We start from the raw sequence: 23,004 nt of genomic DNA, 5'->3' as shown, positions 1-23,004 counted from the left end.
CCATGATCAAGGTTGCCATTAGCGGATTTGGTAGAATTGGCAGACGTGTCTTTAGGATTCTTCAAAATTACGACAACATAAAAGTTGTTGCAATTAACGATTTGGCCGACACCAAAACACTAAGCCATCTATTAAAATACGACAGTGTACATGGGATTTTTAACGGTGATGTTTCGTACGATGGTAAGCATATTTTGGTTAACAATGAAAATATACCCTTATTAAACCACTCGCATCCAAAAGACATCAATTGGAAGCCTTACGATGTAGATTTCGTTATAGAATCTACCGGAAAGTTTAAAACATCTTCCATTTTAACACACCATATTAAAAATGGAGCTAAGCAGGTTATATTAAGTGTACCTCCAGTTGAAGACGATATAAAAACCATTGTTATGGGTGTCAACGACCATTTAATTGAGGGCACTGAAACCATCATATCTAATGCATCGTGCACCACAAACAACGCCGCCCCAATGATTGATATTATCAATAAATTTTGCGGTATTGACCAAGCCTATATTACAACTGTGCATTCCTATACTACGGATCAAAGTCTTCACGACCAGCCCCATCGTGATTTGCGGCGTTCAAGAGCAGCCGGACAATCTATTGTGCCCACTACTACTGGAGCAGCAAAAGCACTAACGAAAATTTTCCCTAATCTATCTGATGTAATCGGGGGCTGTGGTATTCGTGTTCCGGTTATTAATGGCTCTTTAACAGATATAACCTTTAATGTAAAAAAGCCCGTTACAATTGAAGGCATTAACGGAGCCTTTAAAGAGGCTTCAAATGACCATTACAAGAATATTATTGAGTACACAGAGGCGCCCATAGTTTCAGTTGATATTGTTGGAAATAGGCACTCCTGCATTTTTGATGCAGAAATGACGTCGGTCATCGGAAACATGGTGAAAATCATAGGATGGTACGACAACGAAACTGGCTATTCAAGTCGAATAATTGATTTAATACGCAATTTATCGGAAAAAAAGTGCTTTTTATCGATAAAATAATTATATTTGTCGCTATAGTTTCGAATAAAGCCCCAAATGAAGAACTACATTTATATAATAGCTTTACTGTTTAGTGTGAGCGGATTATCTCAACAAACGATTGATAATGACCCTGAACTGGCACTAAATAACATTAACTATCGCATTGCTGAATCGCAAGCCGAGTTAGAGAACTTCAACTATTTTAAAGCACAGAAAAACTTAGACGAGGCTTTAAAATTAGCCATAGAAGCAGATAACAAGGTGAGTATTGGAATGGTCTATGCTTTAAAAGGTCGAATCCAACTCATTATTAATGAAAAAGAGAAAGCTGTTAAGTCTTTGAATAAAGCCATTGAAATTCAAAGAATAATAAACGATAATAGGAATCTAGGTCATTCTTATAAAACATTTGGTGATGTATATTTAGCAAAAAAAAAATATTACTCTGCACTCGACTCTTATACGGCTGCAAAATCCAAGTTTGAAGAAGAAGGGCTTAATGAATATCTGGCCGAAACACTATTACAAGAAGGAAAGACTTACGAAGATCTGAAAAATTATAAAATGGCTCGCAATGTTATTGAACAGTCTATTGCTACAGCCAAAAACTATGGCTACAAAAAAACATTAAGTGAGGCCCTTATTCACCAAGCCACAGTATTAGAAAAAATAGGCTACAATGACAGAGCTCTAGAAATAGCTCATGAAGGTGTTCAAATTGCTAAGGACAATCAATATACAAGCGTTCTTAACCAAGGGTATTTTGTGTTAAGTAAACTTTATAAGAATACCGCAAATTTTAAAACATCTATAGATTATTTAAGTGCTTATATAACACTTTCAGACTCAATAAGAAGTTTAACCCGCATTAGCTCGCCACGTAATTTAGAAGCTCAATATCTTTTAAGTGAAGAAATTGAAAAAAACAAATTGGCGAACGAAAAACTTGAAAAGGCTGAAGACAGCAATAACTTACAAACGCTTACGTCTATTCTGAGTGTAGCCTTAATTACTATTTTATCGCTTTTAACATTATCTCTTTATAAAAACAATAATATTAGGTTAAAAACCAATAATATGCTCCATAAAAAAAATGCGGAGCTAATTGTTGCCAAAGAAAAAGCAGAACTCGCTTCAAAGACTAAAGCGAATTTCCTTTCAACGGTAACCCACGAGCTGCGAACGCCGCTTTATGCCGTAACCGGTTTAAGTAATATGCTTTTGGATGAAAACCCAAAACCAGAACAGGTACAACACCTAAAATCGTTAAAATTTTCTGGTGATTATTTACTCACCTTTATTAATGACATCCTTCAAATCAATAAAATTGAAGCCAACAAAGTAGATGTTGAACCAGAAGTATTCAACCTGAACAAAAAGATAAACAATATTATTTTAGCACTAAATAATTCGGCTGAAGACAACAATATTAAGATTCATTTTGAATACGATAAAGATTTACCTGAAAACTTTATTGCAGACCAATTAAAAATATCTCAAATCCTTATTAATTTGGTAGGTAACTCCATAAAATTCACAAAAGATGGTGATATCTGGATAAGGGTTTACAAAATAGAAGAAATAGGCAAAATTTACACCCTACGATTTGAAATTGAAGATAACGGTATTGGTATTAGCCAAGAGAAACAAGACCACATGTTTGAAAGCTTCTCACAAGGTTCCATTCAAATCAACCGTAAATATGGCGGTACAGGTCTAGGCCTATCAATTGTAAAAGGTTTAATCGATATTTTAAAAGGAAAAATTTACGTGAAAAGTGAATTAAACGTCGGCACTACCTTCTACTTTGAAATACCTCTTGAAAAAACAACGATTAAAGAAGCCAAAGAAAACAAGGTCAATTATTTTGATGGCAACAAAGACGAAATAGATTTAAGTAATGTTAAAATTTTGGTGGTTGAAGACAATAAAATTAACCAAATGATTACCAAGAAGATTTTAACTAAAATGGAACTTAAATGTGATATTGTTGACAACGGTGAGGATGCCGTTGAGCAAATTAAGGCCAATGATTACAATATTATTTTAATGGACATCCATATGCCAGGAATCAGCGGTATTGAAGCTACTAAAATAGTGCGGTCATTTGACAAAGAACTTACCATTTTTGCACTCACAGCAGTTACCATTGAAGATAAAATGCACGAGTTTGAAGAGGCTGGTTTTACCGATATAATTCCAAAACCATTCAAACAAGAGGAATTTGAGAAAAAACTTTACAACGCTTTGGCTAGCAAGAAAGACAGTACTCCTAGCGCTTAACGAAATCAGTTATTAGTCGGTTGAACTTCTGGCAATTATCAATTTTTGCCTTAATCGGCAAATAAAAAAGTTTGTCATTTAAGATAGCAATCTGTTTTAGCCGCATGAAATCTTTTTCGGTAGTTATAATTATATCGCGTTCAACAAACTTTTCAATGTCTTGCAGACTAAAATCGTGATGATCTTTAAAATTTAAATGCTCAAAACTCATGCCCTTTTTCTTCAGATAATTTACCAATGGTTTGGCATTAGCTATTCCTGTGACCAAAGTGAACTTGCTTAATTTATCAAGATTTAAACTTTCTGTGTCGTTAACAACATTTTCAGAATAGGCAATAGAACTAAAAAAAACATGCTGATTTACATTTGGCGCTATGCTTTTTTCAAAATCTTTTTTTTCAGACTCACTTATACTTTCAGGGCATTTGGTTACTACAATAATATCGGCACGTTTGGCTCCAGCCCTTGGTTCCCGCAAATTGCCCGTTGGTAAAACTAAATCTTTAAAGTACGGATTGGTATAAGTAGTCAGTAAAATATTAAACCCAGCTTTTACTTTTCGGTGCTGAAAAGCGTCATCCAATAAAATAATATCTGAACCATTTTTAAAATTTTGCAATTGCTTTATGCCATTTTGCCTATCGGCATCAACACCTACTACAATGTCATCTTTAAATTTATTATAAAATTGAAAGGGTTCATCACCCAAAGTTTCGGCCGCTGCATGTTCATCTGCTAACTGAAACCCTTCCGATTTTCTTTTATACCCTCTACTTAACGTTGCCAAGTTAAAATCATCTTTCAAATAGTTGACTAAATACTCCACCATGGGTGTTTTTCCCGTGCCACCAACGCTTAAATTTCCAACGCAAATCACTGGAAAAGGATAAGAAACCGACTTTTTTACTCCCCAATCGTACAATTTGTTCCGCAACCAAGTCACCGCATAATAAACGGGAACAATAGGAAATAGTAAGTATCGTAATATTTTCATCATAGCGAAAGTAATTATTTTATCTTTGAAGTAAAACTTAATTTATTATGATTATACAAGACGTTGTAAACCATTTAGAAGCATTGGCGCCTTTGGCTTATGCCGAAGATTTTGATAACGTTGGCCTTTTAGTTGGAGATAAAAACATCGAGGTTACTGGCGTTTTAGTAACTTTAGACACCCTTGAAACGATAGTTGATGAAGCTATCGAAGAAAACTGCAATCTTATTGTAAGCTTTCACCCCATTATTTTTAAAGGATTAAAAAAACTTAACGGAAAATCGTATGTTGAGCGCGTTGTTATTAAAGCCATTAAACATGACATTTCCATTTACAGCATGCACACCGCGCTAGACAATGCCCAGCAAGGTGTAAACGATATGATTTGCAACAAACTTGAACTTGAGAACAAACGTATTTTAATTCCACAAAGTGAAACCATAAAAAAACTCACCACCTACGTACCAAAAGACGAAGCCGAAACCCTCAGAAATGCTCTATTTGAGACAGGTGCAGGAAGTATTGGCAACTATGATGATTGCAGCTTTAACGTTGAAGGTTATGGTACTTTTAATGGCAATGAGGCCTCCAACCCTTCAAAAGGACAAAAAGGGCAAATACACACCGAATCCGAAACGAAAATCACCATCACCTATTCCAAACACTTGGAGCAAAAATTACTTCAAACGCTATTTAAAACCCATACTTACGAAGAGGTTGCTTACGAAATAACCACGTTAGAAAACAAAAACCAAAATATTGGTATTGGTATGGTAGGGCTACTCGAAAAACCATTGAGTCAAACTGATTTTTTGAACCATTTAAAAGAAAAAATGGGCACACCTTGTATTCGGCATTCCGTGTTTTTAAACAAAAAAATAATGAAAGTGGCTGTTTTGGGTGGTTCGGGAAGTTTTGCTATATCGGCTGCCAAAGCCGCTGGTGCTGATGCCTTTGTAACGGCCGATTTAAAATATCACGACTTTTTTCAAGCTGAAAATAACATTCTTTTAGCCGATATTGGTCATTATGAAAGCGAACAGTTCACAAAAAATCTTTTAGTAGCTTATCTTACAAAAAAAATTCCTAATTTTGCAATCATTTTATCAAAGACAAATACCAATCCTGTTAAGTATTTTTAAAGTATGGCTAAAAAGAAAGAAGCAACTGTAGAAGAGCGTTTAAGAGCTTTATACGATTTACAACTCATCGATTCTCGCATAGACGAAATTAGAAATGTTCGAGGAGAACTGCCTTTAGAAGTTCGTGATTTGGAAGATGAAGTAGCTGGGTTAAACATAAGATTAGAAAAACTTGTTGCCAGTTTAGAAGTAATCGATAACGATATTGCAGGTAAAAAGAACTTAATTGAAGAGTCTAAGGCTTTAATTAAAAAATACGGCGAGCAACAAAAAAATGTTAGAAACAACAGAGAATACAACTCGTTGACCAAAGAGGTTGAATTCCAAGAGCTTGAAATAGAATTGGCCGAAAAACACATAAAAGAGTTTAAGGCACAAATAGAGCAGAAAAAAGAAGTTATTGCCGAAACCAAAGAGCGTTTAAAAGAACGTGAAACCCACCTAAAACATAAAAAAGGTGAGCTTGACGATATTTTGGCAGAAACTGAAAAAGAAGAACAAGCTTTATTGGATAAATCGGAAGAATACAAAAAACAAATTGAGGAGCGTTTGGTTTCTGCTTATACCAGAATAAGAACCAACGTAAAAAATGGCTTGGCCGTTGTACCTGTTGAAAGAGGTGCTTCTGGTGGATCTTTCTTTACCATTCCACCGCAAGTTCAAGTTGAGATTGCTTCACGTAAAAAAGTAATTACCGACGAGCACAGTGGTCGTATATTGGTTGATCCTGTTTTAGCCGAAGAAGAAAAAGAAAAAATGAAAAAACTGTTTGCTAAATTAAACTAGTCCCATTTTTAAACAATTTAAAAAAGCCTTCAAAATTAATTTTGAAGGCTTTTTTATTTAAGGTTTTCAAATTTTATTCGTCTATTTATAAAAGAATAAAAACATCCTATGAGAACTATAATTCCGTTAATTACACTAATCTTTTTATTTAGCTGCCGCAACTCGGCACAAAACTCCCCAAAACAAGATGCCGTTATCAATGCAGAACCCGTTGAAGTTCCCATGGAAAATGGTTTAGCCAAAGCCTATTTTGCTAGTGGCTGTTTTTGGTGTGTCGAAGCTATTTATGAAAGCGTTAAAGGCGTCAAAGAATCTGTTTCCGGATATTCCGGAGGACATAGCCAAAACCCAACTTATGCTGACAGTAACACTGGAATAACGGGCCATGCCGAAGCCGTTGAAATTATATATAACCCGAAAGTTGTTAGTTTTGAAACCTTGGTTGATGTGTATTTTGCATCGCAGAATGTTACACAGGTTAATGGACAAGGAAACGATAGAGGCTCACAGTACCGTTCTATAATTTTTTATCAAAATGATGAGCAAAAGCAAATCATCTTAAAGAAAAAAGAAGCCTTGGCTAAAAAGTTAAATGCCAAAATTGCCGCCGAAGTATATCCCTTCCAAAAGTTTTGGCTAGCGGAAGATTATCATCAAGATTATGAAAAGAAGCACCCCAACCACCCTTATATTAAAAATGTATCCATCCCAAGGCTGAATCGGTTTAAAGCTAAAATGCCTGAGGTTATAAAAGATAAGCACTGAGCATTGTCATTCTGAACTTGTTTCAGAATCTCATTAATCTTGCATTCATAATGGATAATGAAACATTACGAAGCATTTCATGGTCTAAAATTAGATTATGGGATTTCTATAATTTGACTTTGTGAAAAATTCCAACTACCTTCGTTTACCTGTGCTGAACTCGTTTCAGTAACGACGGATGTAAAACATTGAAGCGTTTTTCATATCCTTAAGTCGTATGTCTTTAACATAATCACAAAATGAATAAAACTCTATTAATCTGCTGTATTGCTCTTGTAATATTTAGTTGCATAGAAGTAAATAAAGAGAGTTCAAATGTTGAATACAAAAATGAGTACAGAACAATTGAAGAAAATACAATAATTAATCTATATGATGCATTTGGAGATGATTATAATGGTTTAATTAAAGACTTTGGATTTTCATGTATCGTTAATTATAAAGGGAAAATCATATTATTTGATAGTGGTACAAATGCAGATATTTTTAAAAACAATGTGGAATCATTGAATATAGATTTAAGGCAGGTTGATTTCGCTATTGCTTCACACTCTCATTTTGACCATATTAATGGTTTTGATTACCTATTAAAAGTTAATCCAGATGTTAAAATTTACTTTCCATTTGATATATTCTGGGGAGCAAATATTCCTTTTGATATTTCAGGAACTGATTCTTCTATAGTGGATTCACTTGAAAAACGAATGCAATATTTTGGCGGAAATTATAAGGACTTTCAATTCAATCAGACTGGGAGATTTTGGAAAGCTAACGTGGAATTCATAAAAGAAAGTACAGAAATCGATTCTGGAATAAAATTAATTGCAACAACATCTCCTAACATGGGTTATTTCAACAAATACCCAAGTCTTGATGCTTATGAAAACGGTGAGTCACCCAATACAAGGTTCAATGGGCTTAATGAAATCTCCTTATCACTTGAATCTGATGAAGGGGAAGTACTATTCGTAGGCTGCTCTCATAGTACAGTTGAAAAAATCATTATCGAAACTAAGAGATATACTGAAAACAATATTAAATTGGTTTACGGTGGCTACCATTTATTACCCTATGACAGAACTGCATTAACTGAATTAACCATAAGGTTAAAAAAAGACTTAAAGGTTAAAAAGGTTGCTCCAACACATTGCACGGGACATTTGGCTTACAAAATATTACAAGACCATTTTGGAAAAGACTATGTTTTTGCAGGACTAGGAGAAATATTAGAATTTTGAAACGAACACACAACAATTTATAAGAGGCAATGGAACGACTGCTTATACCGAACCCTTAAACGAAAGATTGCCTTTTCGTCGCCTTCAAAGAAAAAATCAAAGGGTATAATTTATCCTTCAAAACAAACATACCATTTTCTGTTTCGGTTAAATTGGGCAACACATTGTATGGGCTTTCGTTATATTCATTTAAATACTCAATATGTAATCCGGCTTCGGTTAACGCATTAACGACTTCGCTCAATCCGTGGTTCCAGCCATATTCTTTACTTGTTATTTTAGCATCTTCGTTGGCATATGTACCTTCGTACTCTTCGTAAATCACCTCGTCTTGCATATAGCCGTATTTCATTTTCGGTGGTTCTTCTAAATTATCGAACATCCAAACTATGGGATGAAATTCAGCCATAAAAAACATACCACCTACCTTTAAACGTTCAGCAATCATTTTGCCCCAAGGTTTTAAATCGGGTAGCCAACCTATTACGCCATAACTGGTAAATACGATATCGAATTGGTCTTTTACATATTTTGAAGTTTCCAAAACATTACAGCAAACAAATCGGGTGTTCAATTGCAATTCATCGTTTAGATTTTTTGCCAACTTTATACCTTCGTTACTAATATCAACCCCTGTACAAATAGCTCCCATCCTACTCCAACTTAAGGTATCTTGTCCAAAATGGCATTGCAAATGCAACAACAATTTTCCATCAACATTGCCCAAAGCTTCCAACTCATACGGCATTAAGGAAGATTTTCCTTGTTTAAACGCTTCAAGGTTGTACATATCGCTTTCGGCATGCGCCTTTACCTTTTGGTTCCAGGTTTGTTTATTGGTTTCAAAATAAATCTTCTTGTTAGAATCCATTTCTAATCGTGTTATATACGAATTAAAATTACGCAAAAGGGACGGGAATATTGTTCTTTATGCAGTTACAAATTGCGCTTCAAAAAGATTTGAAAAATGTTTCAGTAGTTTTTCTTTAACCTCTCCTTCATCCACTTGCTTTTTCCCTAGTTCAACATTTAAAGAAGTAACAGCTTTACCGCGAATACCACAAGGAATAATATTATCGAAGTATCCCAAATCAGCATTAACATTTAGCGCAAAGCCATGCATAGTCACCCATCGACTGGCACGTACACCCATGGCACAAATTTTACGTGTAAAAGGAGTGCCCACATCTAGCCAAACACCAGTTTCGCCATCGCTACGTTCAGCTTTTAAGCCATATTCGGCCAAGGTTAAAATAATCATTTCTTCAAGTAAGCGAAGGTATTTATGTATATCGGTAAAAAAGTTATCGAGGTCTAAAATGGGATAGCCCACAATTTGTCCGGGCCCGTGATAGGTAATATCGCCCCCACGGTTTATTTTATAAAATGCGGCACCTTTTTCGGTAAGTTGCTGTTCATTTATTAATAAATTAGATAAATCGCCGCTTTTACCCAAAGTATAAACATGTGGGTGCTCAACAAACAAAAAATAGTTGTTGGTTTCGTAATTGGTATCCTCTCGCCTGTTTTTAATCTTGGCATCAACAATACCCCTAAACAATTGCTCTTGAAAATCCCAAGTTTGTTTGTAATCTTTAAAGCCTAAATCTTGCAGTTGAACATTTTTATTCATAGTCCGCAAAATTACGATAATTTTATGTTTTAGCGGTTCGGGTTATTAAGTATAACCAATGCCGCAATGACGCCTGGAACCCAACCACATAGCCAAAGCAGAAAAACAATAATAATGGAACCGCAACCTTTATCGATAACTGCAAGCGGTGGACAGATAATTGAAAGTATAACTCTCCAAAAACTCATTTTAATATTTAATTTTTATTGATTGATGATTTACTTATTTGACGTTGAGAAATTGGTTTTGTTACAAAAATATTGACTTAATTATTCGATATAATTTTAAATAATTTATTAGTAGTTTAGTGGCATGGCAAGAACACTGTTTATAGGCTTTTTAATGCTTGTTGGCTTTGCAGGTAATGCTCAATATAAATTTACTGGACATATTGACAACAACCAGTGGCACAATTATGTTTACCTTTCTGTAATTGAAGATTACCGAAAAATTTCTGGTGTGTACTTTGAACAAATTGTGGCCAGAACAAGCACCGATAGCTTAGGTTATTTTAGCTTTAAAGGGAATCAATTGGAAAGCAAAAACCGTATTTACAGAATACACGTAGATAACTGTTTTGAAAACGAACAAAACCAAAATCATTTTGATGGTCATTGCGATGACAGCAAGGAAGTTGTTTTCATAGCAAAAAATACAGATACCATTGTTTTGCCCGTTACTTTTGGGAATCAAATGTTTTGCGATATCAAATCAACAAACCAAAAATCGTCGGCATTTGTAAAAATTGATTCCTTAAAAGAAGAAATGAAATTTGCATTTAGTGAATTTCGAAGCGAGGCCAACCGCAAATTAAACACCAAAAAGTGGTTTGAAACACTTCAGGATTACGGAAAGAACCTTAACGAGCCCCTTGCAGAACTCTATGTTTATTCCTTTTTATCCAATAGAGGAAATAATTTTCATGAGCATTATTTAGAAGACCTTAAAAATAATGATTACTACGAAGGTTTGCTATTCCGGTTAGAAAAGCGTTATCCCAATTCCACCTATTCCTCACAATACAAGTCTGAACTAAATTCTGATAAATATATTATTAACAGCTCGTCGGAATCTGCTATCAACTGGAATTATTTACTTTATATTCTGCTAGCTGTTTCAGTAAGTTACAATCTTTGGTTTTGGCTTTCAAACCGAAAACACAAGATTAATTCGGTTATAAAAGCCAAGGAACAACTCACCAAGCAAGAACAAAATATTTTGGACCTTTTACTACTTGAAAAGACCAACAAAGAAATTGCCGATGCCCTTTTTGTAAGTATAAGCACCGTAAAAACTCATATAAACAACATTTACAAAAAGCTAAACGTGCAATCTCGAAAAGAGGTTAAATCACTGTTTAACAAAACCATATGAAATATCAACCTGGGTACTAGTACTCTTTTCAACCCATAAAAAACACTTTTTTCGAAAGTATTTTATGATGTTTGTGTTGATATAATCAAAAACAAAATCATTATGAACCAGATTATCAAATTACAACAAAACTTAAAATCTACTTTATTTCTGTTAGCCTTGCTATTTCTTTCTGCAACAAGTTTTTCTCAAGAAGAAACTAGCAAAGAAATAGTTGGGGTTTTATCATTTGAAACCGATGTAATTGATTACGGAACAATTCAGCAAAACGCCAATGGCGAACGCACCTTTACATTTACAAACACAGGTAATGCGCCTGTTGTAATTTCAAACGTAAAAACGTCTTGTGGCTGCACCGTTCCATCTTACGCCAAAGAACCTATTCTACCTGGTGACTCTAGCGAAATTAAGGTTAAATACGCGACTAACAGAATTGGCGCTTTCAAAAAAACCATCACTGTGGTTTCTAACGCCTCAGAAAGTACAAAAATCATCAGAATTAAAGGCACCGTTTTAAAACCAGAACCAGCGCCTGCTAATAAATAACTTCAAATTTTTATCTCCGTACAGTAAAAATCAATTAGATAGTTGTATGCTAATTTTTTGAAAATAACGTAATTTTGCACTCGTCTGTAAAAAGGCCGAATTCAAAATCAAAAATTAGCATGCAACTTTCAGAACAAGAATTAGTTAGAAGAGAGAAATTAAACAAACTTCGCGATTTAGGCATCAACCCTTATCCAGCGGAATTGTATCCGGTAAACCATACTTCAAAACAGGTGAAAGACCAATTTGAAGAAGGCAAACAAGTGATTATAGCCGGACGTTTGATGATGGTAAAAATTCAAGGGAAAGCTAGTTTTGCCCAACTACAGGATGCTGAAGGAAAAATTCAGGTGTATTTTAACCGTGATGAAATTTGCCCTAGTGAAGACAAAACCAAATACAACGAAGTTTTCAAAAAACTACTCGATTTTGGTGATTTTATAGGTATTGAAGGCGAATTGTTTAAAACCAAAGTAGGTGAAAAAACAATAAAGGTTAAAGACTTTACTCTTCTTAGTAAGGCTTTAAAACCGCTTCCCCTTCCAAAAGAGAAAGATGGCAAAGTATATGATGCGTTTACTGATGCGGAGCAACGTTATAGACAACGTTATGCCGATTTGGTTGTAAACCCACAAGTTAAAGACGTATTCGTAAAACGCACCAAATTATTTAACGCCATGCGCCAGTTTTTTAATGAAGCTGGTTATTTTGAAGTAGAAACCCCCATATTACAACCTATTCCAGGTGGTGCTGCGGCCCGCCCATTTGTTACGCATCATAACACATTAGACATTCCTTTATATATGCGAATTGCCAACGAATTGTATTTAAAAAGGCTAATTGTTGGTGGATTTGATGGTGTTTACGAATTTTCTAAAAACTTCCGTAACGAAGGCATGGACAGAACCCATAATCCAGAGTTTACAGCTATGGAAATTTATGTGGCTTACAAAGACTATAATTGGATGATGGATTTTTGCGAGCGACTGTTAGAATATTGTGCCAATGTAGTAAACGGCACAACAAAAGTGACTTTTGGTGAGCATGAAATAGATTTTAAGGCGCCATATGCACGCGTAACAATGGCCAATTCTATTAAACAATTTACTGGTTTCGACATTACGGGAAAAAGTGAAGCTGAAATACGCCAGGCCGCCAAAGATTTGGGTGTTGAAGTAGATGACACTATGGGTAAAGGGAAATTGATTGACGAAATTTTTGGCGAAAAATGCGAAGGCAACTACATACAGCCAACGTTCATTACAGACTACCCAAAAGAAATGAGTCCGCTATGTAAAGAACATCGAGACAATCCAGAACTAACAGAACGTTTTGAACTTATGGTTTGCGGTAAAGAAGTAGCCAACGCCTATTCTGAGCTTAACGACCCAATTGACCAGCGTGAGCGTTTTGAACATCAGTTGAAATTAGCTGCAAAAGGTGATGATGAAGCTACTGAATTTATAGACCATGATTTTCTTCGCGCACTAGAATACGGTATGCCTCCTACATCGGGGATGGGTATTGGGATGGACCGTTTAATTATGTTCTTAACCAATAACCAATCAATCCAAGAAGTATTGTTCTTCCCTCAAATGCGACCAGAAAAAAAGGCCGTTGCAGTTAGTGAAGATACCAAAGCTGTTTTTGAAATTTTGAAAAAATTAGAAAAAACTGAACTAGCAGATTTAAAAACGCAATCGGGACTTTCAAATAAAAAATGGGACAAATCCATAAAGGAACTCACCAAAAATAACCTAGCCAAGGTTGAAAAAACTGATGACGGCTTGTTTGTTGAGGTGATTTAATTCATCCAATAAAAAAAGCCAGTTACAAATAACTGGCTTTAATTAACAAACTAAACTTTAACTTTTTTGCATCTTACTAATGCACTAACTAAACTAACAGTACAAATAGACGAATTATTTCACATGTAAAAAATTAATTTTGAAATATTTAACACTCACATTTACAGTTTTATATGTTCATTAAGATTACATAGACGACATGTTAATTTTTTTAAGAAAGTCCTTAGCCAAATTCAAAGGTTTTTACTCTAATTCCTGTGCTATTTAAAACCCCGCTACTAATAAAAGCAACAGGGTTTTGGGTTAACTAACCAATCATCAAAACAAAAAAATCATATATATAATGATGCCTTCTGCAATTCCCGTAATGATGGACATCCCTAAAATATCCTTGATTTTACTTCTTAAAAAAAATACAGCACATAAAATAGCCATTATGGCCGCCAATAAAATTTCCAAAGCCCCAATTTTAGACATTAAAAAAGTAATGCCTGTAAAAGCCAAGGTAACACCTAGAGCCACTAAACAAAACTTAACCACCTCTTGTTTACTGTAATTTCCCTCGACAAACCCTTTTCGTAAGTCCCTTAAAATAGATAACACAAATAGCAAAGGCACCACTGATAAAAATGGAGCAAAAACAACCTTAATGCCTTTAATTATTGAAAGGTTATTGTAAAAGAAAAAGGCAATGGTGGTAAACACCAATAAACCAATTACAATTATAGATTGAAATGTAAATAACATTTCGCGTTTTGTAGAATTACTTTTTTCAGACTTGTTAAAAAACACTTGATTCATAATATTAAATTTTGATGATTATACTTATTAATTAGGACAAAAAGAACACATGAATGGCCAATGCCAGAAGTATGCCGCTTAAAATCCCATTGCCCCTTAAATTATTATATAAAATAAAGTTCAGCACATAAGAGCTCACAGCTGTAGAGTTTATTAGATGGGCGAAAATTAAGTTGTCTTCCAATTTTTGGTGGGTAAAAAACTCCAAAATTTGCATTGTACCAACCCCTAGTAAAACAGTTGTAAATAACAAAATGGTGGCAGGCTTTTGATTTTGAAGTTTATAAGCTTCAGTATTTTGTGGTATAAAATGTTCAATTAAAATGAAACGAACAAAAAACAACATGGGTATGGGAAACAAAATAGATGCTATTATTTTTACTACATCTTTAAAGGTTTTTATTTCATCATAACCTAAAAAAACGAGGTAAACAAAAATCACAACAGAGATTCCCGTTGTAACCACAAAGGCCATATTTAACTTTTTCAGCTGCATACTATAGGCCTACAATTTGATTACCAGCAATTACATTATTTACTAAATAGTAAATCCTATTATTATAGCCTGTCGATATCGCCCCTAACAATTCATCGAAATAACATATAGGAACTGATACCAATAAAACAATAAACACTGTTTTAAAAATAGGTTTCATAATTTTTTGTTTTAATGATTATGAGACAAAACTGCGAAATTCGTTTTTTATCCGAAACACAATTTTCAAAACTTACTTACGATATTTTTTAATAAAATACATTTATAAATATTATATTAACTATATTGTATAACACTTTTACTTACGATAAAATGATTGATTTAAAAGGCATAGTATTGTCGTTTTCGGTTGAAGAACAACGGAAGTTCCTTAATTATCTAGAAAAAAAGAATAAGCGAAACGACACAAAAAATACCGAATTATTTAAGCTCGTGCTAAAGCATGACCTCAGTTCAAAAGACATGTGTTTGAAGCTTTATAATGAAGATAAAAAAGGTGCATACCACGCTTTAAGGAAAAGACTGCATGAATCGATTATTGATTTTAAGGCCAATATCAGTTTACAGGAAGACACTACTACCGAAATGCAAATTATTAAGTACATTTTGGCTTCAAAATCATTTATGGCGCAGAAGCAATTCAAAGTAGGCTATAGCATTTTGGATAAAGCAGAAACTCTGGCTAAGACCAATGATTTGTTCACACTTTTAAACGAGGTTTACCACACCAAAATTGAATATGCCCATGCCATTCCTACAGGCAATCTAAATGCACTCATCTTAAAGTTTAAGGACAATCAAAAGGCCATCTTAATCGAAGAAGAACTCAATTTGGTATATGCAAAAATCAGAAGGCTATCAAATAAAATCACCTACCAAGGCGCCGTATTAGATTTTGAAACCCTATTAACCAACACGCTTAAAGAACATAATATAAAAACAGATGATTATCTGTCCTTCAAATCACTCTATCAACTAATAAGTATTGTAAGTTTTTCAGCCTTTATAAGCAAGGACTATTTAAATATAGAACCTTTTTTAATCCAGTCATACAAGGCTATTATCTCTCAAAAACATCATAAAAAACAACTCTTTTATCATATTCAAATCCTGCATGCCATTGCGAATGCTTTATTCAGAAATAAAAAATTTGATGAATCTATGAGCAACTTGGAGCAGATGCACAAACTCATGATTATGAACAAGAAACAATATTTTAATACTTTTAAATTAAAATACAACCTCTTATTATCACTCAACTTCAATTACAGCAACAACCAAGACCTAGCCATTAAAACCCTAGAACCCTTCACTAATCAAAAACATAACGACATAGAAGCTTTACTAGATATCCATTTAAGTTTAATCATGTTTTATTTTCAGAAAAATGACCTTAAAAAAGCACACAGCATATTTTCGAAATTTTACCATACCGATACTTGGTATACTGAAAAAGCAGGCAAAGAATGGGTGATAAAAAAGAACTTGATAGAAATACTTCTACACATAGAATTACAAAATATAGACTTAGTTGAATCTAGATTATTAAGCTTTAAGCGTTCATATTACCCCTATTTAAAAAGCATTAAACAAAAGCGCGTAATCACTTATATAACGTTTATTGAAGCCTATTATAAAAATCCTGAAACCATTACCAATGAAGCATTTAAAGAAAAACTCGAATATGCATTTGATTGGAAAGAAACCCACAAAGAAGATATTTTCGTGATGAGTTTTTACTGTTGGCTAAAAAGCAAAATGAATCAAACCAAACTATACGAAACCACCTTAAAATTGGTTGAGCAAGCCCAAGGCGAATTGAAAACCAAACCCATTATAGAGCGATAATTATATAATCTTTATTTATTTTTGCCCGATGATAAAAACCTCGTTTTTTTTATATCTATGCTTTTTGTGGCTTTATGCAGGTGGCCAAGATAAAGATAGTCTTTACTTTAAAAATGGCATTGACAAACCCAGTTTATTGGCAACGCACCACTTTGGTATTTTCAGTTCAAGAATAAACACCAATTTTCAAAATACACCCTCTAAAAAGCCCATATTCACTTTCGACTATATCAGTGGAAACAACTTCCAGCCCTATGTTGAGGCCTATTTCCCCAAGGACCCCGAAGTAAGAAAGCGTTTAAGCAATATAAAATGGCACGACCGCCCTTTTACTTTCATGGACCAAGAAAATACGCCAGCCGACTATATGAATATTGTGATTGATGCGATAATCAAGGAGTTTAGGCTAAAATTTGATTTCCCCATTAACAAACGGCACGAACTGAGCTTAAACCTTAGGCATTATTTTATCGCCAAAGGCAAATACCCTTTTTCTCTTTTTACGAGCGACGAAAGCATCGAATGGTTTCACAGCAACGTAGCTGGAGGGGAAGACCCATATGGAAGACGATACTACGGATTAAACCAGGTTAATTTCAGATATTTAGACCGAAACGGAAACACGATGGAATTACGCCAAAACAACTTTTTCCTTGGTGGTATCGAACTTAGCCATTATTATTACCCAGATTTCGGAATCAATAAAAACCTTAATATTTTTATCAATTTTGGAAGCCATTTAGGGTTAAACACCTCCAGGTTCAATTCGTCTGTTGATGCGGGGTTATCGGCAAATGCAGTAAAAAAATTCAACTTAAAAAACAACTATCAAATACATTTAGCTTTTGGTGCGAATGTCCTTAGAAAAAACCTAATCAACTTTAAGGAAGTAATAGATTTAGGAAACAACAACTATTTGGGTACTATTGAATCGCACATTGAAATAACCAAATACACAAAAAAAGGCAACTATAATGCTTTTGGAATAAACTTTCAAGCCCAAACTAGATATAACAGAAAAGAAGAATATGGTTATTTTAAGCTGTTGGGTAAATGGCGCGAAATAAATGGAGGTTGGCAAAATGGGGTCTACACATTATATAGCACCATGCAAACTTGGAATTTTATTTACACATACGGCCAGCCCAATTTTAAACTTTCCATTTATATAAAAGAAGATTTTGAAGTGAACAACGCCCCTGACTTCCAAACAGGCATTAGCTTAAAACTTCCTTTCCTAAAGTAACCTCCTCTTTCCAGAAAATCACCTAAATGTTAACTTGGAGTTAAAAAACGGCACTGATTAAACCTTTTTTATTTTGCAAGGTCTTATTAATAGAAAGAACCTAAAAAAGCAATAAAAATGAAAAAGCTAATTATCATCGCAATAGCCTTTGTTTCTGCGCAAGGTATTGCCTTTGCCCAAGACGCAATGAAGGTTGAAAAAAAGGACAAAATGCACTTAATGCAAACCCTTACCCCAGAAGAATCTGCTACTTTGAGAACAAAAAAAATGACCTTAAACTTAGATTTGACGAAATCCCAACAAGACGAGATTCATGAAATAAATCTTGAAAATGCTACAAAACGAAAAGAAATGGTTGAGGCTTGGAAAACTAATAAAGAAAGTGGAAACCTAGAAAGGCCATCCAAAGAAAAACGTTTAGAAATGATGAATGCCAAACTGGACCATCAAATTGCTATGAAGGCTAAAATGAAAAAGGTATTAAACGAAGAGCAGTACGCCAAATGGGAGAAATCTCAAGCAAGAAGAAGCTCAAAAGGCAACAAAAAAATGGCCATAAAAAAGAGAAGCCACAAAAAATAAATTTGATTGATTTTAGTTTAGTTTAGTTGTGAAAACGCATTTCCTACTTCTATGGAAATGCGTTTTCTTTTTTAGCTTTTTCAAAATATCTATAAACTTTTTGCCACATCGTTTACGGCGTTTATTGTAAAATCTAAATCATCATAAGTCAATGCGTCTGTAATAAACCAGGTTTCAAAAGCACTAGGGGCAATGTAAACACCTTGATTGAGCATCCCGTGGAAAAATTTCTTAAACGTGTCGTTGTTTCCATTTGATGCCGTATCAAAATCGACTACTGCTCCTTCATCAAAATGCACGGAAATCATAGACCCTGTTCTATTGATGGTGTGAACAATATTATTTATGTTTAGAACTTCAGCTATTCCTTTGTGCAAATACTCAGTTTTTTCAGCCAAGCGCTTAAAAATATCTGAATCATTATTCAATTCGGTTAACATGGCCAAACCTGCTGCCATGGCCAACGGGTTTCCACTTAAAGTCCCTGCTTGATAAACAGGGCCTAACGGCGCCAAATGGTTCATAATTTCATTTCTTGCGGCAAATGCACCAACCGGTAAACCGCCTCCTATTACTTTTCCAAAACAAACAATATCTGCTTGAATTCCTAAAAGCTCCTGAGCCCCTCCTTTGGCTAACCGAAAACCGGTCATCACTTCATCTAAAATCAGCAATACTTGGTGTTCATCACACAATTTTCTTAAGCCTTCTAAAAAACCAGATTTAGGAGGAATACAGCCCATGTTTCCGGCAACCGGTTCAATAATAATACAGGCGATTTCGTCCTTATTGGCTTCAATAATTTCCTTAACATTTTCAATATCATTATATTTAGCCAATAATGTATCTTTAGCTGTACCTTGGGTAACACCAGGACTGTTAGGCGTTCCGAAGGTACTAGCACCACTACCGGCTTGTATTAAAAACGAATCGGAATGACCATGGTAACACCCTGCAAATTTTATAATTTTATCTTTTCCCGTAAAACCACGAGCTAAACGTACCGCACTCATACAAGCCTCTGTACCAGAATTGACAAAACGAATTTTATCAATATTAGGCACCATCGACACAGCTAGCTGCGCAATTTCAGTTTCAATTTCTGTGGGCATCCCGAAAGATGTGCCTTTTTTTGCTTTATCAATCACAGAATTTACTACAGGCTCATAGGCATGACCTAAAATCATTGGCCCCCATGAATTGATATAATCAATCAACCTATTATCATCTTCATCATATAAATAAGCACCCTTTGCTTCTTTAACAAAAATGGGCGTTCCACCGACTCCTTTAAAAGCTCTAACTGGAGAATTCACACCACCCGGTATTACTTTTTCTGCTTCGGCAAATAATGCACTGCTTCGTTTATAAACCATAAATATTTTTTAATTTTTTGATATTGGCTTAACCAGTAAAACCTGACCAATACTCAGTGTCGTACTATTTAAACCATTTAAATTTTGAAGTTCTTCTACTGTTGTATTGTATCTTTTGGAAATAGAATATAATGTATCCCCTTTTGAAACCGTGTATGTGGTACGCTTATTTTCGACCAACTCGGGTTCGTACTTGGTATAAGATTTTCCTAAAACAGCTTTATCAAAATCATGCAAATTATACCGCTCTATTAAACTAATAAGTTTTTGAGGATATTTTCTATCGGTAGCATAACCGGCAGCCCTAAGTCCTCTTGCCCAGCCTTTGTAATCTTCCAATTTTAAATTGAAAAGCCCTGAATACCGCCTGCGTTCGGTTAAAAAAAGTGAATGGTCTCTAAAAGAATATTTGGCATCCTTATACTTTCTGAAGCACTCTTGTCTTTTATCGTCATCATGATAAATTTTAGCTCCAGTCCATTCATGGCATTTAATTCCGAAGTGGTTATTGGCTTCTACCGATAGCCTACCCCGCCCCGAAGCTGATTCTAAAATCCCCTGTGCCAATGTTATACTTGCGGGAATACCGTATAATTTCATTTCGTTTTGCGCCACATCTTTAAACTCATCAATATAACGCTCGGTATTATTGGCGTAAACCTTTGTGGTTGTAGAAGTTTGATTCGTTGATAACGGTTCAGAAGTTTCCGTTTTTCTTTCAATTTGATTTGTTCTTTTGGTGACGACGGCCTTTTTGGACTTACAACTAAACAGGAAAGTTGCAACGCAAAAAACTATAAATATCTTCTTCATTATTAAATAATTATTGGTAATTTTTTCTTTTTCAGCACAGCATTCATTCCGTCAATTCCTTGTAAACCTCCGGTATGAATGGCTAATATTTTAGAACCTTTTGGAAAATAGTTTTTATCAATTAAATCCAAAAGACCAAACATCATTTTACCCGTATAAACGGGGTCTAGCGGTATACTATAATTGGTCTTAAATTGATTAATAAATGTAATCAAATCTTCATTTATTTTGGCATACCCCCCAAAATGGTATTCGCTGATGAGTCCCCAATTGTTCTTGTTTGCAAATTTACTAATATCTTGTTGTAAAAAGTTACCTTTTAAAGCGGGAAAACCCAAAACTTGTTGACTAGGTTTTGAACAATTAATAAGTCCTGCAATTGTCCCGCCTGTACCAACGGCACAACAAACGTAATCAACCTGTTTATCCTGTTCATTTAAAATTTCTTCGCACCCCTTAACAGCCAAAGCATTTGTTCCACCTTCTGGAATTAAATAAAACTCTCCCAACCTTTCCTTTAAAATATTTTGAAAGGCTTCTGAATGTTTTTCTCGATAAATTTCGCGCGATACAAATTTAAGCTGCATGCCATTTTTCTTTGCAAAGTCCAACGTCGGGTTTTCTTCTATTTTATTTTGAAGTTCCTCACCACGAATAACACCAATGGTTTTAAACCCAAGGTTATTTCCTGCTGCAGCCACCGCCGATATATGGTTTGAAAAAGCACCGCCAAATGTCAACAAGGTCCCAGAACCTTGATTTTTGGCTTCAACTAAATTATATTTTAGCTTTCGGTATTTATTTCCTGAAACAAAGGGGTGAATGCGGTCTTCGCGCTTTACAAACAACTCAACACCCAATTCTTCGGGAAGTTTCACTTTTTGGTTAATACTATTTTGAAGCTTGAAATCCATCAACTGCGAAGATAATTCAAAAATGCCCAAAATGGTCGTTCGTCTAGATAATCTAATCGACTTTCGTTACGATAGGCTTCTCTTTCGAAAGACAAGTTACCGTAAGCTTTTTTCCAATTCCTATATTGAATTAAGCGAATTATAAACTCCAAAAAATAAATAATGTAAAACGGCACAATCAATAGTTCCAATTGTTGATTTAAGTGAATTTTTTCATGATTCAGTAAAACTCGGTCATCTATTAAATCTTTTGATTGTAAAAGCACAAAAGGAAATATGGCTATTCCTGTATAGCCTCGTGGAACTAAATATTTTGAAATAAAAATCACGTTTTACTCGTTTCAAAAATCAATCCAAATTACATTATCTTTGTATGAAATGAAAAAAATTGTTCCGATTGAAGATGGTGATTATTATTTAACGCCCGAAGGTTACCGTTGTTTTACAAAACAATACCACTTAAAACGTGGCTATTGCTGCCAAAGTGGATGCAGACATTGCCCATACGGTTATGACAATAAAACAAATACCATGAAAAATTAGCACTAAATATAAGCCTGCCCTTGGTATGATTATTGATGCTATATAATAAAGTATGCTAAAGCAGCTTTTTAAGAAATAATTCAATCTAAGAACCTTAAATTTTATTGTGCTATGAAAACATTACTAAAAACCATACCCCTTTTGGCCTTGCTTATTGTAATTAGTTCATGCAGTTCGATAAGAGTAGCTGCGGATTACGACAGAAAAGCAACGTTTACCGATTATAAGACCTTCGCTTTTTTTAAAACTGGTATAGATAAAGCCGAAATAAGTGATTTAGACAAACGTAGAATACTACGCGCCATCGAAGCCGAACTTTTAACCAAAGGCTTTACAAAATCTGATGATCCCGATTTATTAGTTAGTCTTTTTACCAAATCCCAACAGCGTGTTGATGTTTATAACAACGCATGGGGATACGGTGCCTGGGGATGGGGCGGATGGGGTCCTTGGGGCGGCTATGGACCCGGATGGGGATGGGGCTGGAACCAACCAAGCACATCGGTAAGTACCCAAGGCACACTTTATATAGACCTTATTGATGCCGACAAGAAGGAACTGGTTTGGCAAGGCATGGGCACAGGTTACCTAAGTAAAAACATGGATAAAAAAGAAGAACGTATAAAGGAGTTTGTTTCTGAAATTATGCAGAAATATCCGCCAGAAGCAAAAGAATAATAAATAAAAAAAAGGCAACTCAGTGAGTTGCCTTTTTTTTATTTAGCATTACTTGTAAGGTTAAAGGACATTATATTACAATCTTTAGTAATAACTCCTTGCAAAAATTAATTCCTTATAATATTTCGTATTTTTAT

Annotated in this window: 24 protein-coding genes; 14 read left to right on the top strand and 10 right to left on the bottom strand. The window is 34.6% G+C overall.

Annotated features, from left to right (window positions below; all coding sequences use genetic code 11):
- The first annotated feature begins 2 nt into the window (after positions 1–2).
- Both gap and ACIEHO_RS13685 read left to right on the top strand, forming a co-directional pair.
- Complete coding sequence (gap, locus tag ACIEHO_RS13690; RefSeq protein WP_406972673.1) at positions 3–1,019, top strand: type I glyceraldehyde-3-phosphate dehydrogenase; 1,017 nt, start codon at positions 3–5, stop codon at positions 1,017–1,019.
- Positions 1,020–1,055: 36 nt separating this feature from the next.
- On the top strand, positions 1,056–3,284 hold the full coding sequence (locus tag ACIEHO_RS13685) for an ATP-binding response regulator (RefSeq protein ID WP_406972671.1): 2,229 nt from the start codon (positions 1,056–1,058) through the stop codon (positions 3,282–3,284).
- Here ACIEHO_RS13685 and lpxK read toward each other — a convergent pair.
- Positions 3,274–4,281, bottom strand: coding sequence for a tetraacyldisaccharide 4'-kinase (gene lpxK / locus ACIEHO_RS13680; RefSeq protein WP_406972669.1), 1,008 nt, complete (start codon positions 4,279–4,281; stop codon positions 3,274–3,276). The two genes, ACIEHO_RS13685 and lpxK, sit on opposite strands and share 11 nt — an antisense overlap.
- A 44-nt stretch (positions 4,282–4,325) precedes the next feature.
- On the opposite strand from lpxK, the gene ACIEHO_RS13675 reads away from it, so the two are divergent.
- From ACIEHO_RS13675 to ACIEHO_RS13660, 4 genes are all read left to right on the top strand, one after another.
- Entirely contained in the window at positions 4,326–5,420 is a 1,095-nt protein-coding gene (locus tag ACIEHO_RS13675) for a Nif3-like dinuclear metal center hexameric protein (protein WP_406972667.1), read from the top strand.
- Between the two features lie 3 nt (positions 5,421–5,423).
- Positions 5,424–6,206 (top strand): zinc ribbon domain-containing protein, encoded by a 783-nt coding sequence (locus ACIEHO_RS13670; RefSeq protein WP_406972665.1) that lies wholly within the window; start codon positions 5,424–5,426, stop codon positions 6,204–6,206.
- Positions 6,207–6,314: 108 nt separating this feature from the next.
- On the top strand, positions 6,315–6,971 hold the full coding sequence (gene msrA / locus ACIEHO_RS13665) for a peptide-methionine (S)-S-oxide reductase MsrA (protein WP_406972663.1): 657 nt from the start codon (positions 6,315–6,317) through the stop codon (positions 6,969–6,971).
- Positions 6,972–7,210: 239 nt separating this feature from the next.
- A complete protein-coding gene (locus ACIEHO_RS13660) occupies positions 7,211–8,209 on the top strand; it encodes an MBL fold metallo-hydrolase (protein ID WP_406972661.1) in 999 nt (332 codons plus the stop codon).
- Positions 8,210–8,264: 55 nt separating this feature from the next.
- On the opposite strand, the gene ACIEHO_RS13655 is transcribed toward ACIEHO_RS13660, so the two are convergent.
- From ACIEHO_RS13655 to ACIEHO_RS13645, 3 genes are read right to left on the bottom strand one after another with little or no spacing between them, the layout of a single operon-like run.
- Positions 8,265–9,080 (bottom strand): class I SAM-dependent methyltransferase, encoded by an 816-nt coding sequence (locus ACIEHO_RS13655; RefSeq protein ID WP_406972659.1) that lies wholly within the window; start codon positions 9,078–9,080, stop codon positions 8,265–8,267.
- Between the two features lie 57 nt (positions 9,081–9,137).
- Positions 9,138–9,842, bottom strand: a complete 705-nt coding sequence (gene lipB, locus ACIEHO_RS13650; protein WP_406972657.1) for a lipoyl(octanoyl) transferase LipB — start codon at positions 9,840–9,842, stop codon at positions 9,138–9,140.
- Positions 9,843–9,871: 29 nt separating this feature from the next.
- The gene (locus ACIEHO_RS13645; protein ID WP_406972655.1) at positions 9,872–10,030 is read right to left on the bottom strand and encodes a YqaE/Pmp3 family membrane protein; all 159 of its coding nucleotides are present in this window, start codon (positions 10,028–10,030) and stop codon (positions 9,872–9,874) included.
- Between the two features lie 124 nt (positions 10,031–10,154).
- On the opposite strand from ACIEHO_RS13645, the gene ACIEHO_RS13640 reads away from it, so the two are divergent.
- From ACIEHO_RS13640 to lysS, 3 genes are all read left to right on the top strand, one after another.
- Positions 10,155–11,216 (top strand): helix-turn-helix domain-containing protein, encoded by a 1,062-nt coding sequence (locus tag ACIEHO_RS13640; protein ID WP_406972653.1) that lies wholly within the window; start codon positions 10,155–10,157, stop codon positions 11,214–11,216.
- Positions 11,217–11,318: 102 nt separating this feature from the next.
- Positions 11,319–11,762, top strand: a complete 444-nt coding sequence (locus ACIEHO_RS13635) for a DUF1573 domain-containing protein (RefSeq protein WP_406972651.1) — start codon at positions 11,319–11,321, stop codon at positions 11,760–11,762.
- Positions 11,763–11,881: 119 nt separating this feature from the next.
- A complete protein-coding gene (lysS, locus tag ACIEHO_RS13630) occupies positions 11,882–13,570 on the top strand; it encodes a lysine--tRNA ligase (protein ID WP_406972649.1) in 1,689 nt (562 codons plus the stop codon).
- A gap of 318 nt (positions 13,571–13,888) precedes the next feature.
- On the opposite strand, the gene ACIEHO_RS13625 is transcribed toward lysS, so the two are convergent.
- Both ACIEHO_RS13625 and ACIEHO_RS13620 read right to left on the bottom strand, forming a co-directional pair.
- Positions 13,889–14,371, bottom strand: a complete 483-nt coding sequence (locus tag ACIEHO_RS13625; protein ID WP_406972647.1) for a hypothetical protein — start codon at positions 14,369–14,371, stop codon at positions 13,889–13,891.
- 31 nt (positions 14,372–14,402) lie between these two features.
- A complete protein-coding gene (locus ACIEHO_RS13620; protein ID WP_406972645.1) occupies positions 14,403–14,867 on the bottom strand; it encodes a hypothetical protein in 465 nt (154 codons plus the stop codon).
- Positions 14,868–15,179: 312 nt separating this feature from the next.
- Here ACIEHO_RS13620 and ACIEHO_RS13615 point away from each other — a divergent pair, with 312 nt between their 5' ends.
- The 3 genes from ACIEHO_RS13615 (at position 15,180) to ACIEHO_RS13605 (ending at position 18,543) form a co-directional block, all read left to right on the top strand.
- On the top strand, positions 15,180–16,715 hold the full coding sequence (locus ACIEHO_RS13615) for a hypothetical protein (protein ID WP_406972643.1): 1,536 nt from the start codon (positions 15,180–15,182) through the stop codon (positions 16,713–16,715).
- A 64-nt stretch (positions 16,716–16,779) separates the two neighbouring features.
- Positions 16,780–17,961, top strand: a complete 1,182-nt coding sequence (locus ACIEHO_RS13610) for a hypothetical protein (protein WP_406972641.1) — start codon at positions 16,780–16,782, stop codon at positions 17,959–17,961.
- Between the two features lie 117 nt (positions 17,962–18,078).
- Positions 18,079–18,543: a hypothetical protein gene (locus tag ACIEHO_RS13605; RefSeq protein ID WP_406972639.1), complete on the top strand. Its 465-nt coding sequence runs from the start codon at positions 18,079–18,081 to the stop codon at positions 18,541–18,543.
- Positions 18,544–18,632: 89 nt separating this feature from the next.
- Here the strand turns inward: ACIEHO_RS13605 and hemL are convergent, their stop codons facing one another.
- The 4 genes from hemL to ACIEHO_RS13585 are packed head-to-tail and all read right to left on the bottom strand — an operon-like array spanning position 18,633 to position 21,975.
- Complete coding sequence (hemL, locus tag ACIEHO_RS13600) at positions 18,633–19,919, bottom strand: glutamate-1-semialdehyde 2,1-aminomutase (protein WP_406972637.1); 1,287 nt, start codon at positions 19,917–19,919, stop codon at positions 18,633–18,635.
- Between the two features lie 9 nt (positions 19,920–19,928).
- Positions 19,929–20,732, bottom strand: a complete 804-nt coding sequence (locus ACIEHO_RS13595) for a glucosaminidase domain-containing protein (protein WP_406972635.1) — start codon at positions 20,730–20,732, stop codon at positions 19,929–19,931.
- Positions 20,733–20,734: 2 nt separating this feature from the next.
- Positions 20,735–21,646 (bottom strand): 1-aminocyclopropane-1-carboxylate deaminase/D-cysteine desulfhydrase, encoded by a 912-nt coding sequence (locus tag ACIEHO_RS13590; protein WP_406972633.1) that lies wholly within the window; start codon positions 21,644–21,646, stop codon positions 20,735–20,737.
- A complete protein-coding gene (locus ACIEHO_RS13585; RefSeq protein WP_406972631.1) occupies positions 21,646–21,975 on the bottom strand; it encodes a hypothetical protein in 330 nt (109 codons plus the stop codon). Before ACIEHO_RS13585 ends, ACIEHO_RS13590 begins: the two co-directional genes overlap by 1 nt.
- 49 nt (positions 21,976–22,024) lie before the next feature.
- Here ACIEHO_RS13585 and ACIEHO_RS13580 point away from each other — a divergent pair, with 49 nt between their 5' ends.
- Both ACIEHO_RS13580 and ACIEHO_RS13575 read left to right on the top strand, forming a co-directional pair.
- The gene (locus tag ACIEHO_RS13580; protein ID WP_406972629.1) at positions 22,025–22,189 is read left to right on the top strand and encodes a DUF5522 domain-containing protein; all 165 of its coding nucleotides are present in this window, start codon (positions 22,025–22,027) and stop codon (positions 22,187–22,189) included.
- A 111-nt stretch (positions 22,190–22,300) separates the two neighbouring features.
- Positions 22,301–22,867, top strand: coding sequence for a DUF4136 domain-containing protein (locus ACIEHO_RS13575; RefSeq protein ID WP_406972627.1), 567 nt, complete (start codon positions 22,301–22,303; stop codon positions 22,865–22,867).
- Positions 22,868–23,004: the final 137 nt, after the last annotated feature.

The sequence above is a fragment of the Flavisericum labens genome (assembly GCF_045446075.1).
GTDB lineage: Bacteria > Bacteroidota > Bacteroidia > Flavobacteriales > Flavobacteriaceae > Flavisericum > Flavisericum labens.
This window is presented reverse-complemented; position numbering and strand designations above follow the sequence as displayed.